Here is a 16,531-nt window from a genome sequence, read left to right on the forward strand (position 1 = left end):
AACAGTGAGTGCTGACAAGTTCTCTAAGGGTGCTTTTGCAGTGTGCAAGGATCGCAGCTGCCAACGCCCAGCAGGAAAGTATGCAAACCGTGCCAAGGGCCAAAAGCCTGAAAACCGCCTAGTCAAGGTTCTAGAAGAGCGTTGTGAGAAGAAGTGCTTCCGCTCGATAGACCGTGTGAAATACGCCGTGCAAAGGGCGGAGAACGCCCGCATGCGCGCTGAGGCAGATGGGCTCTCGTCCAAGCGCCGCGAGCTTCGTTGGTTTGAGTGCCACAGCCATGGCGTAAAGATGTACCACCTCACCAGCGTGGATGAGGCCGTATACATCGCCCGCTTTGAGGCCTCCAAGCGTGGGGAGTACAGCCTTGCAGCCTAATACCAATGATGCATTCCAAGAGTTGGTATCAGCCAACACTGATCTATCGGTATCTATGCACGCGATGTACATGCTTCGTCGATTCCGCAGTTTGGGAATCCTCGCTGAGTACATCCAAAAAGACGGCGCCTTTGCTTACCTTCGCATCCCAGCTAGTGATGGAGCGCGGCTTGAAATTCGCCCTCTTTCTACACGGGTCAACGATGTTGTCACAGTTCAGCCACTCATGGAGTGGAATGAATATCCAGAGCCACTGCGCTCAGCTTTGCAGAAGGCTAACAAGCCAACTGGCTTCTATCGATACAACGCACACATTGAACTAATCGTCGATGACTATGAACCGGAGTATCCAGATCGTCAATGTTTGGCCTCTGAAGATGGTCCTTGCGAGCTAGCCGACTTCAATTTCTCAGCCAGAGATTTCCAACAGTTCATCTTTGGCGCCATCTTCCATATCAAGGAAGAGACAGGTTTTGAGGTCTACCCAGACTTTCGCAGATCGCGAGTTGCACTCTGAAAATGGAATCAACCACGAAAAAGAAAAAGTTAATTGCACACATAGTAATAACCACGGTGAAAATCACCACTGTTCGAAAGGAGAACGCCAGTGCGCACAAAGTTCATTCTTGATACCGATTTAGTGGCAAACCAGCAGGATGAGAACCTCACGCTGCTCGTTGAAATTAAGGCCCCCACTGCAGCACTTCAGGGATCTCGCCCAGCACAGGGAGTAATCCTTGCAATCGACAACAGCGGGTCCATGGCTGGAAGCCCACTTGATGCGGCTAAAGAATCCGCCCTCAAGCTCCTTTCGCAACTTGATAAGAAAGACTGGTTTGGTCTCATCACCTTCGATGACACCGCTCGAGTTATTGTGCCGATGCGTCGCATGGGTGAGCACGATCTGCTTGCAGTCAAGCAAGCGATCCGCAATATTGAAGATGGCGGATCTACCGATATCGCAGCCGGCTACACAATGGCGTTACGCCAAGCTCGCACATGCACAGCTGAAGCGGGAACGACTGTTCTACTAATCAGTGATGGCCATGCCAATACCGGAGAAACCGATCCGGCATTCTTTACCGCCGTCGCATCCAAGGCTGCGACCGAGAAAATCTCGTGCAGCACCATCGGACTATCTAATGGATATGACGAAAAGATTCTTGAGGCTATTGCTCAAGGTGGGGGAGGCGGACACCGCTTTGCTCACGGTGTCGATGAAGCGATTGGCGCCTTTGCTGCTGAGTTCAATGACTTGCTGGAAAAAGTTGCGGTCAACGTAGTTATGAAGTTAACACCCACCGCACTTGCTGAGGGCATCCCTTCCATTGAGATTATCCAGCGACTACCATTTTGGAGAGAAGGTAACGATTACTTCGTTCAACTTGGAGATTTTTATGGTGGAGAAGAACGCCGATTTGTCATGGATCTATCCATCCCTGGAATCGCTGCACTTGGCCTTTGCAAAGTCGCAGAAATCTCCATTGAATATTTGGACTTGCAGCAGCAATGTGAAGTACAGGTAGTGCTTCCCGTGCATGTCAATGTGGTGCCAGCAGATGTCGCAGCTGGCCGGGTCGAGGATCCGATTGTAAAAGCCGAGCGATTAATCTTGTCTGCGCAAGTAGAGAAGGCAATTGCGACCGACGAATTGAGGGCAGGAAATACAAAGCAAGCTTCTTCACGCCTTAAAGGCACTGCTGAAAATCTACGTCGTATCGCAGCAGAGATCCGGGTTGTTGATGAACGCACCGCCGAATCCCTCGCAATCATCTTGGAAGAAGCACAAGATATGGAAAACCTCGCACAAGTTGCAGAAGTCGAAGATGCCGCTTTTTCACAGAAACTTCTTCACGAGAATTATTCTCGCAAGACCCGTTCACGTAATGAACGCCAAACACCAGAATCTTCAAACTAAGAGAAAGAGAGACCATGTACCCACTACCACCACTATTTTCTGAAATCTTGCCTAACTTGTTTATGGGAGGGACAGATGACGATGACGTCATTCATATTCCGGCCCGTATTTACAACCGCAGAAATGAACTCCCTTTTGATGCGATAGTGACGATGTATGAGTTAGCTCGACCAGCTTTTGGGGGCGTCCTAGAATTCCGCTACGGAATCCCTGATGCCGCCATGACAGATATCGATCTAGATCGCCTACGCGATGCGGTTGAATTCGCACACGCCCGCTGGAAGGAAGGCGATCGAGTTCTTATCCGTTGCCAGGCAGGCTTAAACCGATCTGGCTTGGTCACGGCATTAGTGCTGATCAAGGAAGGGCACGACCCAGCAATGGCAATCGAGCTTCTGCGCACCAAGCGCGATCGCGATGCTCTCTGCAATCTGGACTTTGCAACCTGGATCGGGGAGAACGCACTGGCCTTTCTCGCCCCTGCTGAAGGCGTGGTTGGCCATGCATGAAGTTGAGGATGCGGGGGGAACGAAAATGAAATGCAACTCAGAAGATTGTTCCTCCTTCCAGATTCATAACTCTCGCCATAGACTTCATTTCATGCCGTTCTCGGATATCGAATTTCTTTCTACATATGATTCTGGTTTTGGCGATATTGACGTAGTCGAGAACTTCTATGTTCCCTTACTAGAACAATCCATTCGATACGATCGCGTGGCTGGCTACTTTTCTTCAAGAGTTTTTGCGAGTGCAGCGAGAGGCGTGGCTGGCCTCGTACGTAATGGTGGAAAAATGCGACTCGTTACCAGTCACGCATTTACACCGTCAGACACGGTGATTTTTCAAAATCATTTCGAGTCTGATGAATTTTCAAATAAACTAATTGCAGATTTTATTAGCAGCTTCAATGAGCTAGGTGGCCTAAAAGAATCGATAGCCAAGAGTCACGTTGCGGCTATGTGTTGGATGCTTCGAGAAGGGTTTCTAGAAATCAAGGTAGTTGTGCCAAATAGTGCAGATTTGACCATGGTGACCCCCGAAGACTTTGATAAGTTCCATCCTAAATTTGGAATATGTGTTGATTCATCCGGCAATCAAGTGGCATTTTCGGGCTCCGTTAATGAGACTGAGGGCGCGTGGAGAAGAAATATTGAGAATTTCGATGTTTATCAAAGTTGGCTAGACGGAGAAAGCAAATGGATTGATCCGAAGATAAAGCAGTTTGAAAAATTGTGGACTAATAACTTGTTTGGCCAATGGAGAACGATAGATCTTCCATCCGCCGTGAAAAATAAAATTATTTCAGACTTTGCTCCTGACGATTTCCCAAAGGAAATTGAAAATCAGGCACCAGAATTTCCTTGGGGGCTTAGGTCGTACCAGAATGAAGCTTTAGAAAAATGGATTTCGGCAGGGCGCAGAGGAATGCTAGAAATGGCCACAGGAACGGGCAAGACACGAACCGCCAGAGCGTGTATTTCATCTTCTGCTGAACTTGGAAAACTACTGACAATCATTGTTGTTCCTTACCAACATATTGGCGATCAGTGGTCAAAAGAGCTTAGTGAATTTTCCCCAGTAAACGTGGGAGGAGATTGGCGTACCAAGCTCGAGAAAATCAAACATGAAGTTATTTTAGGACGCCGTAGCTCACTCACCTTAATTGTTGTCAAGAATACAGCTTCAAAAGATGATTTTGTGAAAGTTATAGGAGAAATGGCCACCGCATTCGATAACACACTTTTTGTAGGAGATGAAGTTCATTGGTTGGGTGCACCTGAATTTAAGCCTTCACTGGTTGAGGTCGCAAATTTTCGTCTGGGACTCAGTGCAACTCCCAGAAGATACTTTGACGAAGAAGGCACCGACTTCCTGATTGAGTATTTTAACGGAACAGTTTATGAGTTATCAATCAAGAAAGCACTCGGAATCCTCGACGAAAACGGTAATCCCATTCTTTGTCCTTACGAATATTTCCCTCAATTTGTAGAGTTATCTGATGATGAGTTAGCCAAATATCGAGAACTAACAGCGAAAATTGGAAAACTAAAAGCAATCAAAGAAAAGGTTGACACAATTCAATTGGAATACTTGTATAATCAAAGATCATCAATTGTGAAATCCGCAGGCAGTAAGCTCCCAGGAGTAAAAAAGCTCCTGGAGGAACTACCTAAACCGCTAAATCAGTGCCTGATTTATTGTTCAGATTTTGAGCAATTGCGCCTTGTTGCCGAAATACTTCATGAGATGAAAATTGATTCACAACAGATTACTGGCGCTGAAGGAACCGCTCCGTCAGATGAATTTGGGGGAATATCCGAGCGTGAGTACATTATTCAGAAATTTGCACAGGGTCACATAGGGGTTTTATTGGCGATTAAATGTCTTGATGAAGGTGTCGACATTCCTTCAGCAAAGATGGGAATCATCCTGGCTAGTTCTGGAAATACAAAGGAATTTATCCAGAGACGAGGGCGTTTAATGCGACCGTTCCCGGGTAAGGAAATCGCAAAGATATATGATTTCTGCGTACTTCCTAAAAATGTAGATGACCCAGTTAACGGACTAGCCCTAGTGACTGTTGAGCTGGCTCGGATTCTCGAGTTTGCAGAAGACGCTGCAAACTATGACGAAGTTCATGAGATTATTGCATCCAGAGGAGTGATTACGAATGTCTGATTTTGAAGTAATTAGATCTTTTGTTTCAAATTCTGATTTTTCAGAGGAGATAAAGGAAGCCCTAATGCAGTGCATAGCACTTGAAATTCAGGACGCCGGACCTACCGAGTACCTTAATCTGGTCAAGAAATTGAGCAGCGAGTAAATGAAAATCAATAAAATTGATATCGCAAATTTTGGAATTATCTCAGAAATTTCTATGGACATTTCTTCTAAGGCCGGAAGTCTTGTATTCCTAAATGGCCGTAACGGTCGCGGAAAGACTACTTTTCAGTCAGCTTTGAAGTGGTGTATTTATGGAGACGAGCCAGAAGCGACAAAATTCTTGTCAAGCTTTGCTCTTAATGAGGCTAAATCCGGCCAGACAATCACGACGGGTGTCACAACTGAAATAGTTATGGACAAAACTGGTTTAACCGCTCACATCCAGCGCTCACAGGTCTTCCAAAAGACTGAGTCGGGAGGCGCAAAACGAGTTGGTCAGTCACAACTTATAGTCAAAACGCGCAAATCCGAAAAGGGATCTTTTACAGACGTTCTTGCAAATCCAGACGCCTGGCTAGGGAACTATTTTCCACGCAGGCTAATGGACTTTTTCCTCTTTGACGGCGAGAAAATGAAAAATTTCTTCGATTTGAAAGTTAAAGGTGCGGTGGAGAGTGCGGTCAGAGAGATTGCCAATGTCGACAGATTTGAAAATATTGCAAACCAAATGTCGTCCGCGGAAGCGACTTTAAATAGAAAAATCTCCAAACTTACTGGCGCGAAAGCCGAAAAGATAAATATGCAGCTAGAAGCCCAGCAAAAACTGTTAGTTGATTTGTATCTGGAGTATCAGCAAGGTGAAGGGGAACTCAGCACCAAAAAAGATAGAAAAGAAGAAATATCTCATATTCTCTCAGAGCGAGAGGGTCTTACTGACGCCGCTGAGCGACTTAAGTTTATGGAACTCGAATTGGTGTCACACCGTGAGGCGAACTCGCAAGCAACACAAGATTTCCAAACGGAGATTCTAACCAATGGAATACACGGCCTACTAGTCGCGTCCTTCCCTGAACTAAGGAAGCAAGTTGAACTCGCTAAAACTGAAGATCGTCTCCCACCTCCCTTCGAGCCTGACAGAATTTTAAAATTGCTCGACGAGCAATCATGTATATGCGGTACAGACCTGTCTCCTGGTAGCAAGGAAGCTGACTCCTTGAAGAGATTGATTGAAAAGTTTCAGGTCTCAAGCATTCTAGGAAAAGTCTTGGACACTACTTCGAAGCAAGTAGATTTACTAGAACAAAAAATGGCAATAGGATGGAAAGTCATTGAGGACAAAAATCGTGCAATAGAGAAATCAACGAAAGATATCGAACGAGTGGAGGCAGAAAGAGATCGATTGCTCGAGAAATTGCAAGATCATGATGCTTCAGAAATACGTTTACTAGCTGATGAGAGAAGAACTCTTGATAAAAGTATAGAAAAATTGGTATCTCAAAATGCAACCATGCTTGCTCAAAGCGAGGCCGCTACCCATAAGCTTGAAACTCTCAAGAAAGAATTTGAATTGGCTTCAAAAGGAAATGCCGAGGCCGAGACACTTAAAGTTCAGGCTGCATTTGCTGCTGAAGTTGCAAAATCGGCAAGACAGATTCACAAGATTGCAATCAGTCAGGTCCGAACTCGAATTCAGGAATCCTTTACTGAAAAATTCTCGCACATTAAGGATGGTAAGTTCCGGACTGAAATCACAGAAAATTTTGAAGTTCGAACTCTGAATGAATTTGGTGAAGAAACGGAATTATCAGAGGGTGAAAAAATGATGAAAGCATACATTTTTTCGATTGTGCTTCGTGAAGTGATTAATCTAGGATTTCCACTTATTGTTGACACACCATTTGGGCGCTTAGATTCTCCAAATCGAGCACAGTTGGCGAAAATGCTCACGGTGTTCTTAAAGGAAGAGATTGCTGGATCGGATCGACAAGCATTCTTCCTAATGCAGGACACTGAGTACACTCCGTATACAAAGAAATATTTTGAGACGCTTAAACCTATTGAGGCGTATCTTGCGATGGACCCAAAGTTCAAGAATATTAGATCGTCATTAGAGTTTGGTATAGATCCTGATTGGTTGTTACATGAAGCCTGGAAAGACTGGGCGGATAGGAAAATCGGATGAGTGAAGTAATCAAAAAAACGAGAAGACAAGCATTCAGCTGGGATCCGGAGTTTAAGCCGGTGCTAAAAGATTTAGAGTATTACCTCTTAAAGAATTCAGGAAAGACTTCGATATCCAACCTGAATCTTTTCATGCTTTGTCTTGGAATTGGGTTCGAAGCAAAGATGAAGAGAGACGTTCCACCACGCAAAACAGACTCAGCAAGACTAGAGCATATCCCGGATCAGCAAATGGCTGTCATCAAATCAATAGCGATAGCAGACACTAAAGGTTATCTTGTGTTGCAGGATGAGGATGCTGTTTACGACATAGTAGAGCAGTACGCTGCTGGAGGTCTTATGATTCTTGCAAATGAAATCGCTCAGCAGAAAGACTTCGGTGGTTGGCTAAGCGCGAAGCTGTACACTCAATCAAAGAATATAATTAATCATCTTGTTGAATAAAACTAGATTAGGTGAATTTGCAGTGATAACACATTTGACTTAATCAAACTCTTGTAAGCGTGCTTGTATGCAAAACTGTATTCAGAAGAATTTGCATAGGCCTTGTCCCAGCCACCTAACTGCAATACATTTTCATCAATTGTAATCAGCAACCCAAGTATATTGGAATCGTAGATTGGAAATGCTGGGTGATTTCTAATTGATTCGATTGCCGAAACTTCCAACTTCAGAAAATTCGTCCCAATAACCTCACGATTATTCAAACAAGTGACGACATTTATCTGGTGATAGCTCCCACATCGCTGATCACACTGGGCAGTCCCATCTAATCTAAATATAGCTGGTGCATTTGCAAGATCGGGAGATTCGAAAAGACTTTTCTTCTGCCAATTTACCGTCCTTACATTTTCGGTCAAAGCCCCTTTCAAGGACTCACTTCTATTCTTTATTGACTTATGCCCATCCATCGCCTGAATCTCGTAGCGAATTTTATGAACGAGTTCAGTAAGGCAAGTTTCGAGTTCCTCAGCAACTGCAGATAGAGCGTCTTCGACTACCCTGAAATTAGCCACTCTGTTTTACCTCCGAAGCGATAACTTTTCCAACCTTCTCAATCAAGCCAATTACGAGGGCATTTCCCATGAAGAACGCACGCTTCCCATCGCTAATGAGTCTTCCATGTTGATTGAACTTAGTCCAATCATCAGGAAATCCATTTAGTCTCTCTAGCTCAATTGGAGTCAGTCGGCGCCATCTGTCTTTAATTTTTATGATGTGCTTAAATCTAGATGGAGTAGTGCCTCCTTCGCCGGTCAGGATGGTACGGCTTGGGTTACTTAATTGATCTGGAAATGCCATCTTGCCTTCAGCATATTTGTAGGTCACTCCACTGCCTTTGTGTGTTCTTGCTATGCTCTTTGCACCCTTTAGATATTCCCAGGCTGGAAGTCTTTCCTCATCAATCCAATACTCGTCTGAAACTAGTGAATCAGGAACCAAAATATCTCTAAGAACCATAGCTGATGTAGTCAATTTAGCTCGAGTTCGAACGGTGTACGCAACCCCATCAAAATATACGCCTGCACTCAAGAATGGACTCTTGTCTTCACCTTTATTGAAACGGGCGCTAATTCTTTCCACTCTGTCGCTCAAATCAATTTCCTGGATACCAACCGTTAGTTTCTCAATTGGTAAAGCGCGAGCCAGGATTCCGGATTTGTATATCAATGTTTCTGGATTCGGGATCTTTGAGGTTTTTTTTCGGGTTGCAACGATAAATACTCGAATTCGTCGCTGCGGGAATCCATACTCTGCAGCGTTAACCACACGCCACTCAACTAGATATCCTTGAGCTCCGAGAGTTTTGAGCATGACAGCGAAATCACGGCCTCGTTGATTCGATGGCGATTTCAAAAGGCGGTCAACATTCTCCAAGAATATAAATTTTGGTTTCTGGTGCTTAACCAATCTAAGAATTTCCCACCAAAGCACACCCTTCTTACCTTTAAGCCCCTTGGACGAGTTTAGAGATTTAGCTACGGAATAGTCTTGGCAAGGAAACCCGCCCACGAGGAGATCAATATTCCTTGGAATGGATTTAATCTTAGCGAGGTCAATATTAGTGTGACCTTTTTCGCCGAACTGTGCGACATAAACATCAGAAGCATGTTGAACTTTGGTTGACGGTTCCCATTGATTTGAGAACGTGGTTTTCCATCCAGCACGTGCAAGGCCAATACGAAAGCCACCCACGCCAGCAAAGAGCTCAGCTACATTGCCGACAGGGTTGGTGGGTTCTTTATAACTTTTAGATTTATATACCACGTATTGCCTCCGGGCTGAAGCATAGGAAGTAGGACTGACAAGGTGTGGGATCGACGCGCCTTCGCTATAGCTCTTTTTGGTATTCACTGACAAGCTGAGGGCATGACTGAATTTGTCCAGGTCAGGGCATTTGAGAGACCAGGGCTTGAAGACTCGGCGAATTTAGCCGCCGTACGAAAGCTCGGATTGCAGGTCTCGAGCATGTTTTCAATCCCAGAGATTGCTGAGGGAATCAGCGAGGCACATGTATTCGGTGCGTCAAGTGCAAAGGTGCAATCCGTGATTCTGAAGAAAATGACTGAGCTGGGATTTCAGAGCGAAAGAAAGGGATTGTTCAAAAATATGACCGCAGCTGGAATTAGGCCAGATCATTTCAAACCACTTGAAGGTGGCGGCATCTTGTTTGAAGTTGAACGAGGAAAGACGATTGCAAATAACATGGATTTGCCTGATGTTTGGAAGACGCATATTTGTTCAGAGGCAAAACACTTGTTCCTTATGATTCCAAGAATCAGAGTTACTGGAAATCATCGAGAGCAGAAGATTTTTCAATCTGTAGAAAAGTGAATTGGCACATTTTTTGATGAACAAGCCCACGACATAGATGTTGAAACCGTGCATCTATTCGGTTATTGAAGCTTTCCCACCCAACCCCGGCTCCCGCACCAACGCATCATTTTCATCACCTTGAATTCTCGACCTATCTTTCCCCCCAAGCCGACTCCTGAAAGTCTTTTGTCGATTAGAGGCACTGATGAAGTAATCAGATTTATCTAGGGTAGGCAAGGTCATGGGTGAAGGCTAACCTTCACCCATGCTTGCTTATTTGGCCAACAAGGCTCAATTTCTCGAAGATGCTCACATCATCGAAGACTTGGTCCGCGATTCCGTCAAGGAAAATCTTGGCATCGGAGTGAGTCAGAATGAATACGCCTCTTGGCGTAATTCACTAGGGAATGGCATGTCCCACATTATTGCCAGCCCTGAAATTCCCGATGATGCAGGAATTGCAATCGAGTACCAGATCAATAAGTTGAAAAATAGAATCGACTTTATTGTCTCCGGCAAGGACGCTCAAGGAGAAGAATCGATTGTCATTGTTGAACTAAAGCAGTGGACCGAGGTTGATTACTCAGAATTACCTGAACATGTAAATACATTTGTGGGTCAAAAAAAGCGAGATGTAGTCCATCCTTCATATCAGGCTCGCAGTTATGCCAGTTTGCTTGAGATGTATAACGTATATGTCTATGAGACGCCGGTAAATGTGACCTCATGTGCTTACTTGCATAACTGCCCAGAGCTGGAAGTCGTCAATGATTCTAGGTATGAAGAGGCGCTGAGAAACACGCCTGTATTTATCAAGGGGCAGAAGAGTGAGATTGTCAGCTTGATAGCGAGCCAGATAAAGACTGGCGATGGCGTTGAGCTATTGCGAAAGATTGACGCTGCGCCGACCAGACCGTCACTACAGCTTGCGGAAGCCGTGTCGAGAATGCTGCAGGGTAAAGAAGCATTTGTATTAATTGATGATCAGAAAACTGTATTGGAATCAATCGTAAAAGCTGCCCATGATGGTCTTGATGGGAAGAAGCAAGTGCTCATCGTGAGGGGTGGACCGGGAACCGGTAAATCAGTTGTGGCCATTAATGCGCTCTCTCGTTTGATGGGACAACGACTAATCGCTCGATATGTGACGCCGAATGCTGCACCTCGTGCTGTATTCGAAGTGAACCTCAAGGGAGCGTTTAAAGGCGGAGAGATTAAGGAGCTTTTTAGTGGCTCAGGTAGTTTCACGGGAATTGAGGAAAGTGATTTTGACATCCTGATTGTGGATGAAGCTCATCGGCTGAAGTTAAGAACACAGTATTCAAAAGGTGGCGATAACCAGATTCGTGAAGTAATCCACGCTGCAAAGACTTCTGTATTTTTCATTGACGAGGCTCAGAAAGTGACCTGGAAAGATATCGGTGAAGTTTCAGAAATTGAGAAATTTGCCAAGTCCATGAATGCTGAAGTGAAGCACCTGGAGCTCAAATCTCAGTTCCGATGCAATGGATCAGATGGATACATGACCTGGATTGATGAAGTTTTAGGTGTTATTGCAGATGAAGAAACGACTTATCCAGAGTCAAGTTATGACTTCAAGATCTTCACTAATCCATCAGAGTTGTATAAGGAGATTAGAAGCAAGAATGAGATCAACAACAAGTCCAGAATGCTTGCCGGATACTGCTGGGATTGGGTAAGCAAAAACAATCCCAAACTCGACGACATTACCTTCCCTGAGTTTGATTTCTCAGCTAAGTGGAACTTGGAATCTCGGGGAAGTGCTTGGATTATCGACCCAAACTCCATTGAAGATATCGGCTGTATTCACACTTCACAGGGCCTAGAACTGGATTATGTCGGAGTGATCGTGGGCCCTGATTTCAAGATCGAAGGTGGCGAGCTAGTTTCGGATCCAGAAGGACGGGCGAGCACGGATGTCTCACTTCATGGATACAAAAAGGAAATGAAGGAAGACCCAATAAGTGCGGGTGCCAAAGCCGACCAAATAATTAGGAATACCTACAGAACCCTCATGACTCGCGGAATGAAGGGTTGCTATATTTACTGCACTGATCCAGAGGTTGCTAAGTATTTCCAAAATCGACTGAGTAGATAGGTTCTCTCGTGAGTGAAATAAATGAATTGAAATCAGAAATTCGCGCTTTTGCAGATGCGCGCGATTGGGCGATCTTTCACACCCCGAAGAATTTATCAATGGCGGTAGCGGGTGAGGCTGGAGAACTCGTATCTGAATTTCAATGGCTGACCGCCGAAGAATCCAAGAAAGAAAACCTGGACGCGGAGAAGTTAAACGATATAAAGATGGAGATTGCTGATGTGGCGCTCTATCTATTCAGACTAAGTGACGTTTTAGATGTTGATCTTGCTGAAGTGATGCGCGAAAAAATGAAAATCAATGAGGAACGTTTCTAACTGTTACTGACCAATTTCGGCAACAACCCCACCCAACACCGGCCGCACCGCATCCGCCTCTTTCTCCAGCTTATGCAACTCATCTAAGAGCGCTCCATAGCCTTTTTCATTGACTACCGTTGCCGAGCCTAGGAATCTATTGAATTCTCGCCCGGTTCTCACACTAAAGCGCACTCCTGATGTCTTTTGTCGGTTTGAAACGCTTAGGAAGTAATCAGATTCATCATCTGTGGTGGAGGCCATCAGGAGTTTGTCGAAGTCCCATTCCCGAGTGTGGTTGGGGCCAGTGAAGATGAGCCGTTCGGTGGTGAGCATGACAACGCCTTGATCCTTATCCATCTGTTGCTCTTCACCAGGTACTACTTGTCCGCGCATCGCACCCACGCGAAAGCGAATGCCAGCACCTACCGGGATGCTGACCCCGGTGGAGCCACCAACGTATTGAGATGGTGTGCGACCTGTTTCATGAAAGATGCCTGTGGCAGACCAGAGTGTGTGTTCACCAGGTTTTTGCATCAGTGAGTTAGGTACTGAGTCTTCACCTTTGGATGCTGCAGTAAAGACGGTGATGAGTTTGGTTAGCGTTGCGCGATCATCTTCCCAGTCGGCAAGTGCTGCGCTGTGTGCTTTAGCGGCAGCTGTTGCTGCCCGCTTTGCTTTGAAATCTGCGAAGAAGCCCATGGGGTAAGGGTAGTCACTGGCAGTGACATTTAGGGTTTGTGGGAATAAAAAACCCGCAGATCACTCTGCGGGTTTTTCTCTGTAGCTCGCGCTAGAGAGCACCACTCTGACGTTACAGAAAATATAGCGCACTAGATACTACTTAGCGAAGGTCCTTCTATTCGAAATCTCCACCACGACCAGTTAAGCGCTCACGCTTTTTAGAAGGTCTATCTGCTCGCGTGACAAGAAAGAGAACTGCCACGGAGTAGATAGCAATGAGCGCTAGACCAATACGCATAATTTAGCCTAGAACTGCCCAGACAACGAGGGCGAAGGTGGCAATGCCAATTCCAACGATGGCGATAGCTGATAGTGAGAGCAGACCACGTGAGTCGGCAATTTTCTTGGTGAGCGCGTTCTGCTCTGATGCTGCTCTGATGTCAATGATGAGTGCTTCGCCTTCGCGCACGGCGGCGTATTGCGAAATGATGGCCAGGATTCCAGTTGCTGCTGCAACTCCGATGGCAAGGAATTTAGCGCCATCTGTGGCGTTTTCAAAGGCGCCGATTGCAGCTAAGACAAAGATGCCGATCAGAACTAGTGCTGGTGCTACCTGTGCCTGAATGATCTGTGAGCGCATCTGATTCCACTGATAAATTAAATCTTGTGCTTTCATGGGTAATTCCCTCTCTTTAGGCAGCCAGTACTGCTGCAGGTATCCACGGCGGACAGGGCAAAGGCTAAGGGATGGCCAGCGTGGGCGCTATCTCAAAACGGTGAACGGCAGCGGAAAATTAAGCCTCAATCAGCGGCTGCGCCGCATCTGAGAGGCGAAAGCCGACACTTCGAATAACGGAGATGACTTCTGGGCCGCCGCCTTCGCGTAAGTAAGTGAACAACCTAGGAAGAAGTTGAGAGCTCTTTTATAAAGAACGCAGTACCGCTGTGACTATTCCTAATACTTCACACGCGTCACCATCGATAGGAGCAAAGTCGCTATTGGCAGGAAGTAACCAGATGTGGCCACCCTTGCGCGAGAAGGTCTTAACGGTGGCTTCGCCATCAATCATCGCTGCCACGATCTCGCCATTGTTGGCATCTTTTTGTTGGCGAATAACAACATAGTCACCATCGCAGATGGCGGCATCGATCATTGATTCACCTTTGACTTGCAACATGAAGAGATCACCTTTGCCGACAAGTGATTCAGGTAGTGGCATGGTGGCCTCTACTTGTTGATCTGCAGTAATGGGAATACCGGCAGCGATTGCGCCAACCAGTGGAATAAAGCGGGTCTTATCTGTGTGGGCGCCGGCGCCGGTGAGGTGCTCCGGTAGGACAACTTCCATGGCCCGGCCGCGGTTCTCATCGCGGCGGATGAATCCCTTCTCTTCCAAGATATCGAGCTGGTATTTCACCGATGCGGGGGAGTTAAGGCCGGCGGCATCGCCAATTTCTCGCATAGAGGGGGCATAGCCCTGGGATTCGGATGAGGTCTTGATGAATTCAAGGATGGTGATCTGGCGAGCTGAGAGCTCGGGCTTTGTGGTCATACACATATTCTTCCACAGGTTGGGGATAAATTCAAACAAATGTTCGAAAATAACTTGCAGGTGTCGGTGGGGGCAGGTATGGTTTACCCATCGAACAAGTGTTCGAAAACCTTCCCCAAGGTTTAAGCAGTAGCAGGAGCTGAGAACCATGAGCGCTATAACCCTTACAAATCAAGGAGTTTACGCAAGTAACGCTAACTTCCGTCCGTCCGGCACCCAGTTAAATCGCCGTGGTCGTCTAGCTCGAACCCTCGTGGTGCTCTCTCTTGCCATCGTTTTAGCATCCCTTGTCAGCGCCAAAGCTGGGGCTGGCACCGAGGTAGTTCCGGCCGCTGCCGGCTCATTTATCACAATCACTGTGGCTCCCGGTGAGACCTTGTGGTCACTAGCCGCCCGCGTTGAGCATGATGGAGATCTGCGCTCGCTCGTCTCAGAGATTGTTTCAGTCAACTCACTGGCATCAGTTGATCTCACAGCTGGCCAGAAGATCCGCATCCCGCTGAAGTAGGTGCTAACCTTTACCTATGGCTTCTAAGGTAAAGAGTAAGAAGAAAGTTTCTGCACCGAAAACTCGAGCCGGTCGTACATCCACAAGTCGTATTAGTTCCAAGAACCAAGTGACCATACCCGTAGATATCCTACGAACAGTTGGATTACAGGCAGGAGATGATGTGGAATTTGCATTCAATGACGCTGGTTTTATCGAGGTACGCAAAGTGGAAGAGAAGAATTTATTTCTTGAGCTCTCTCGCGTTGCGGGGGATACCTATCGCGGCTTTAACCTGGAAGAAGAGAGAAAACTTAATTGGGATTAGTGCTTCTGGACTCATCAGTTTTGATTGCAATTCTTAATCCGGAAGATAAACATCATCAGATTGCAGTGGATAGCTTTTCAGAGTCACATCGCTATCAATTCTCGGCCCTATCCATCACTGAAGTTCTACCCGCTGCCTTTAAGGCAGGTACCTCCCAGGCCGTCATGGGAAAACTGCTGCAGATAGCCACCGAGATCATCGCCCTCGATAGCCAGATTGCCGAGCTGGCAGCCTCGATCCGCGTGAGCCAAGGACTAAAAACTCCCGATGCGATTATTAGCGCCAGTGCCACCCAGACCAAAGCCCAGCTCTGGACCCTAGATGCCAAGCTCGCCAAGGCTCACAAAGGCGCTCGCCTGCTGGCATAAGGCTCATCCAGTTGCGACACGCGAAAGAGATCAGCGCTTCATCCTGCAGAGTCTCAAGAAATACTTTATAGTTCCCACTAGATGTAGGGGTCGAAAGCAATAAAACTTCCATAAGTAGTGTTTTTACGGTAGTTTTACCAATTCACCAATACATGCATTTATTGGAAATTCTAGGTATTTCGAAGGGAGACACGCCGAGATGATTTGCCCGTTCTGCAGACACGATGATTCCAGAGTCGTTGACTCTCGTCCGGTCGTTGATGGCACAGAAATCCGCCGCCGCCGGGAATGCCCTAAGTGTGGTCAGCGCTTTTCCACCCAAGAGGTGGCACTGCTTAACATCATCAAGCGATCAGGGGCCACTGAGCCATTTAGCCGCGAGAAGGTTCTTGTCGGCGTGCGCAAGGCGTGCCAAGGTCGCCCAGTAGATGAAGATGATTTGGTTTTACTTGCCCAGCGAGTTGAAGAGACCCTTCGCGGAACCGGGCAAGCAGAAATCGAAGCTCAAGAAGTAGGAATGGCAATTCTTGCGCCACTACGCGAACTCGATGAGGTGGCCTACCTCCGATACGCATCCGTGTACCGTAACTTTGCCTCCCTTGAAGATTTTGAAGGTGAGATAGCACTTCTCCGCGCGCTACCTTCAAATGTAAATCAGGTAACACCAGCAGCACAAGTGCGACAAGTACAAACACCAGAAAAATCAACAGCAACACTTAATCAGAAGACGGGGAAATAAC

Annotated in this window: 21 protein-coding genes; 15 read left to right on the forward strand and 6 right to left on the reverse strand. The window is 46.4% G+C overall.

Translation table 11 applies throughout. The features are described 5' to 3' along the window. Window positions 1-4 precede the first annotated feature (4 nt). The 8 genes from A1sIA79_RS02135 to A1sIA79_RS02165 all read left to right on the forward strand — a co-directional run bounded on the left by A1sIA79_RS02135 (window position 5) and on the right by A1sIA79_RS02165 (window position 7,583). Window positions 5-376: a hypothetical protein gene (locus A1sIA79_RS02135; protein WP_095674593.1), complete on the forward strand. Its 372-nt coding sequence runs from the start codon at window positions 5-7 to the stop codon at window positions 374-376. Beyond that, window positions 366-893 (forward strand): hypothetical protein, encoded by a 528-nt coding sequence (locus tag A1sIA79_RS02140; protein WP_095674594.1) that lies wholly within the window; start codon window positions 366-368, stop codon window positions 891-893. The genes A1sIA79_RS02135 and A1sIA79_RS02140 overlap by 11 nt, the downstream gene beginning before the upstream one ends. 90 nt (window positions 894-983) lie before the next feature. Then, window positions 984-2,294: a vWA domain-containing protein gene (locus A1sIA79_RS02145; RefSeq protein ID WP_095674595.1), complete on the forward strand. Its 1,311-nt coding sequence runs from the start codon at window positions 984-986 to the stop codon at window positions 2,292-2,294. A 14-nt stretch (window positions 2,295-2,308) separates the two neighbouring features. Beyond that, a complete protein-coding gene (locus A1sIA79_RS02150) occupies window positions 2,309-2,803 on the forward strand; it encodes a protein-tyrosine phosphatase family protein (RefSeq protein WP_095675469.1) in 495 nt (164 codons plus the stop codon). Beyond that, window positions 2,796-4,973, forward strand: coding sequence for a DEAD/DEAH box helicase family protein (locus A1sIA79_RS02155; protein WP_190277079.1), 2,178 nt, complete (start codon window positions 2,796-2,798; stop codon window positions 4,971-4,973). The genes A1sIA79_RS02150 and A1sIA79_RS02155 overlap by 8 nt, the downstream gene beginning before the upstream one ends. Then, window positions 4,966-5,118 (forward strand): hypothetical protein, encoded by a 153-nt coding sequence (locus A1sIA79_RS06935; RefSeq protein ID WP_190277080.1) that lies wholly within the window; start codon window positions 4,966-4,968, stop codon window positions 5,116-5,118. Before A1sIA79_RS02155 ends, A1sIA79_RS06935 begins: the two co-directional genes overlap by 8 nt. Next, entirely contained in the window at window positions 5,119-7,140 is a 2,022-nt protein-coding gene (locus A1sIA79_RS02160; RefSeq protein ID WP_095674597.1) for an AAA family ATPase, read from the forward strand. It abuts the gene before it with no gap. Then, window positions 7,137-7,583 carry a hypothetical protein gene (locus tag A1sIA79_RS02165; protein WP_095674598.1) on the forward strand — a complete coding sequence of 149 codons (447 nt, stop codon included), beginning with the start codon at window positions 7,137-7,139 and terminating at the stop codon, window positions 7,581-7,583. The genes A1sIA79_RS02160 and A1sIA79_RS02165 overlap by 4 nt, the downstream gene beginning before the upstream one ends. A gap of 2 nt (window positions 7,584-7,585) precedes the next feature. Here the strand turns inward: A1sIA79_RS02165 and A1sIA79_RS02170 are convergent, their stop codons facing one another. After that, complete coding sequence (locus A1sIA79_RS02170) at window positions 7,586-8,155, reverse strand: hypothetical protein (RefSeq protein WP_095674599.1); 570 nt, start codon at window positions 8,153-8,155, stop codon at window positions 7,586-7,588. Next, window positions 8,148-9,494, reverse strand: a complete 1,347-nt coding sequence (gene dcm, locus A1sIA79_RS02175; RefSeq protein WP_223298389.1) for a DNA (cytosine-5-)-methyltransferase — start codon at window positions 9,492-9,494, stop codon at window positions 8,148-8,150. The genes A1sIA79_RS02170 and dcm overlap by 8 nt, the downstream gene beginning before the upstream one ends. A gap of 15 nt (window positions 9,495-9,509) precedes the next feature. Between dcm and A1sIA79_RS02180 the strand changes: the two genes are divergently transcribed. The 3 genes from A1sIA79_RS02180 to A1sIA79_RS02190 all read left to right on the forward strand — a co-directional run bounded on the left by A1sIA79_RS02180 (window position 9,510) and on the right by A1sIA79_RS02190 (window position 12,392). Further along, a complete protein-coding gene (locus tag A1sIA79_RS02180; RefSeq protein ID WP_150122977.1) occupies window positions 9,510-9,974 on the forward strand; it encodes a hypothetical protein in 465 nt (154 codons plus the stop codon). Window positions 9,975-10,221: 247 nt separating this feature from the next. Beyond that, the gene (locus A1sIA79_RS02185) at window positions 10,222-12,075 is read left to right on the forward strand and encodes a DUF2075 domain-containing protein (protein WP_095674602.1); all 1,854 of its coding nucleotides are present in this window, start codon (window positions 10,222-10,224) and stop codon (window positions 12,073-12,075) included. Between the two features lie 8 nt (window positions 12,076-12,083). Further along, window positions 12,084-12,392, forward strand: a complete 309-nt coding sequence (locus A1sIA79_RS02190) for a nucleotide pyrophosphohydrolase (RefSeq protein ID WP_223298368.1) — start codon at window positions 12,084-12,086, stop codon at window positions 12,390-12,392. Window positions 12,393-12,395: 3 nt separating this feature from the next. On the opposite strand, the gene A1sIA79_RS02195 is transcribed toward A1sIA79_RS02190, so the two are convergent. From A1sIA79_RS02195 to lexA, 4 genes are all read right to left on the reverse strand, one after another. Next, window positions 12,396-13,073, reverse strand: a complete 678-nt coding sequence (locus A1sIA79_RS02195) for a hypothetical protein (protein ID WP_095674603.1) — start codon at window positions 13,071-13,073, stop codon at window positions 12,396-12,398. Window positions 13,074-13,230: 157 nt separating this feature from the next. Beyond that, entirely contained in the window at window positions 13,231-13,353 is a 123-nt protein-coding gene (locus tag A1sIA79_RS07000) for a hypothetical protein (protein WP_257789624.1), read from the reverse strand. Between the two features lie 3 nt (window positions 13,354-13,356). Next, on the reverse strand, window positions 13,357-13,731 hold the full coding sequence (locus A1sIA79_RS02200) for a hypothetical protein (RefSeq protein ID WP_095674604.1): 375 nt from the start codon (window positions 13,729-13,731) through the stop codon (window positions 13,357-13,359). 247 nt (window positions 13,732-13,978) lie between these two features. After that, complete coding sequence (gene lexA / locus A1sIA79_RS02205) at window positions 13,979-14,608, reverse strand: transcriptional repressor LexA (protein WP_223298369.1); 630 nt, start codon at window positions 14,606-14,608, stop codon at window positions 13,979-13,981. 148 nt (window positions 14,609-14,756) lie between these two features. On the opposite strand from lexA, the gene A1sIA79_RS02210 reads away from it, so the two are divergent. The 4 genes from A1sIA79_RS02210 (at window position 14,757) to nrdR (ending at window position 16,530) form a co-directional block, all read left to right on the forward strand. Beyond that, on the forward strand, window positions 14,757-15,116 hold the full coding sequence (locus A1sIA79_RS02210) for a LysM peptidoglycan-binding domain-containing protein (protein ID WP_095674606.1): 360 nt from the start codon (window positions 14,757-14,759) through the stop codon (window positions 15,114-15,116). Between the two features lie 16 nt (window positions 15,117-15,132). Beyond that, on the forward strand, window positions 15,133-15,423 hold the full coding sequence (locus tag A1sIA79_RS02215) for an AbrB/MazE/SpoVT family DNA-binding domain-containing protein (RefSeq protein WP_095674607.1): 291 nt from the start codon (window positions 15,133-15,135) through the stop codon (window positions 15,421-15,423). Beyond that, on the forward strand, window positions 15,423-15,791 hold the full coding sequence (locus A1sIA79_RS02220; RefSeq protein WP_223298390.1) for a type II toxin-antitoxin system VapC family toxin: 369 nt from the start codon (window positions 15,423-15,425) through the stop codon (window positions 15,789-15,791). Before A1sIA79_RS02215 ends, A1sIA79_RS02220 begins: the two co-directional genes overlap by 1 nt. Window positions 15,792-15,990: 199 nt before the next feature. Then, complete coding sequence (nrdR, locus tag A1sIA79_RS02225; RefSeq protein ID WP_095674609.1) at window positions 15,991-16,530, forward strand: transcriptional regulator NrdR; 540 nt, start codon at window positions 15,991-15,993, stop codon at window positions 16,528-16,530. Window position 16,531: the final 1 nt, after the last annotated feature.

The sequence above is a fragment of the Candidatus Planktophila versatilis genome (genome assembly GCF_002288105.1).
Lineage (GTDB): Bacteria > Actinomycetota > Actinomycetes > Nanopelagicales > Nanopelagicaceae > Planktophila > Planktophila versatilis.

What these genes read in the sequence shown, in the direction of transcription:
- A1sIA79_RS02150 (WP_095675469.1), top strand. Translation starts at nt 2,309, where the DNA reads ATGTACCCACTACCACCACTATTTTCTGAAATCTTGCCTAACTTGTTT.
- A1sIA79_RS02155 (WP_190277079.1), top strand. Translation starts at nt 2,796, where the DNA reads ATGCATGAAGTTGAGGATGCGGGGGGAACGAAAATGAAATGCAACTCA.
- A1sIA79_RS06935 (WP_190277080.1), top strand. Translation starts at nt 4,966, where the DNA reads ATGTCTGATTTTGAAGTAATTAGATCTTTTGTTTCAAATTCTGATTTT.
- A1sIA79_RS02160 (WP_095674597.1), top strand. Translation starts at nt 5,119, where the DNA reads ATGAAAATCAATAAAATTGATATCGCAAATTTTGGAATTATCTCAGAA.
- A1sIA79_RS02165 (WP_095674598.1), top strand. Translation starts at nt 7,137, where the DNA reads ATGAGTGAAGTAATCAAAAAAACGAGAAGACAAGCATTCAGCTGGGAT.
- A1sIA79_RS02180 (WP_150122977.1), top strand. Translation starts at nt 9,510, where the DNA reads ATGACTGAATTTGTCCAGGTCAGGGCATTTGAGAGACCAGGGCTTGAA.
- A1sIA79_RS02185 (WP_095674602.1), top strand. Translation starts at nt 10,222, where the DNA reads ATGCTTGCTTATTTGGCCAACAAGGCTCAATTTCTCGAAGATGCTCAC.
- A1sIA79_RS02195 (WP_095674603.1), bottom strand. Translation starts at nt 13,073, where the DNA reads ATGGGCTTCTTCGCAGATTTCAAAGCAAAGCGGGCAGCAACAGCTGCC.
- A1sIA79_RS07000 (WP_257789624.1), bottom strand. Translation starts at nt 13,353, where the DNA reads ATGCGTATTGGTCTAGCGCTCATTGCTATCTACTCCGTGGCAGTTCTC.
- A1sIA79_RS02200 (WP_095674604.1), bottom strand. Translation starts at nt 13,731, where the DNA reads ATGAAAGCACAAGATTTAATTTATCAGTGGAATCAGATGCGCTCACAG.
- lexA (WP_223298369.1), bottom strand. Translation starts at nt 14,608, where the DNA reads ATGACCACAAAGCCCGAGCTCTCAGCTCGCCAGATCACCATCCTTGAA.
- A1sIA79_RS02210 (WP_095674606.1), top strand. Translation starts at nt 14,757, where the DNA reads ATGAGCGCTATAACCCTTACAAATCAAGGAGTTTACGCAAGTAACGCT.
- A1sIA79_RS02215 (WP_095674607.1), top strand. Translation starts at nt 15,133, where the DNA reads ATGGCTTCTAAGGTAAAGAGTAAGAAGAAAGTTTCTGCACCGAAAACT.
- nrdR (WP_095674609.1), top strand. Translation starts at nt 15,991, where the DNA reads ATGATTTGCCCGTTCTGCAGACACGATGATTCCAGAGTCGTTGACTCT.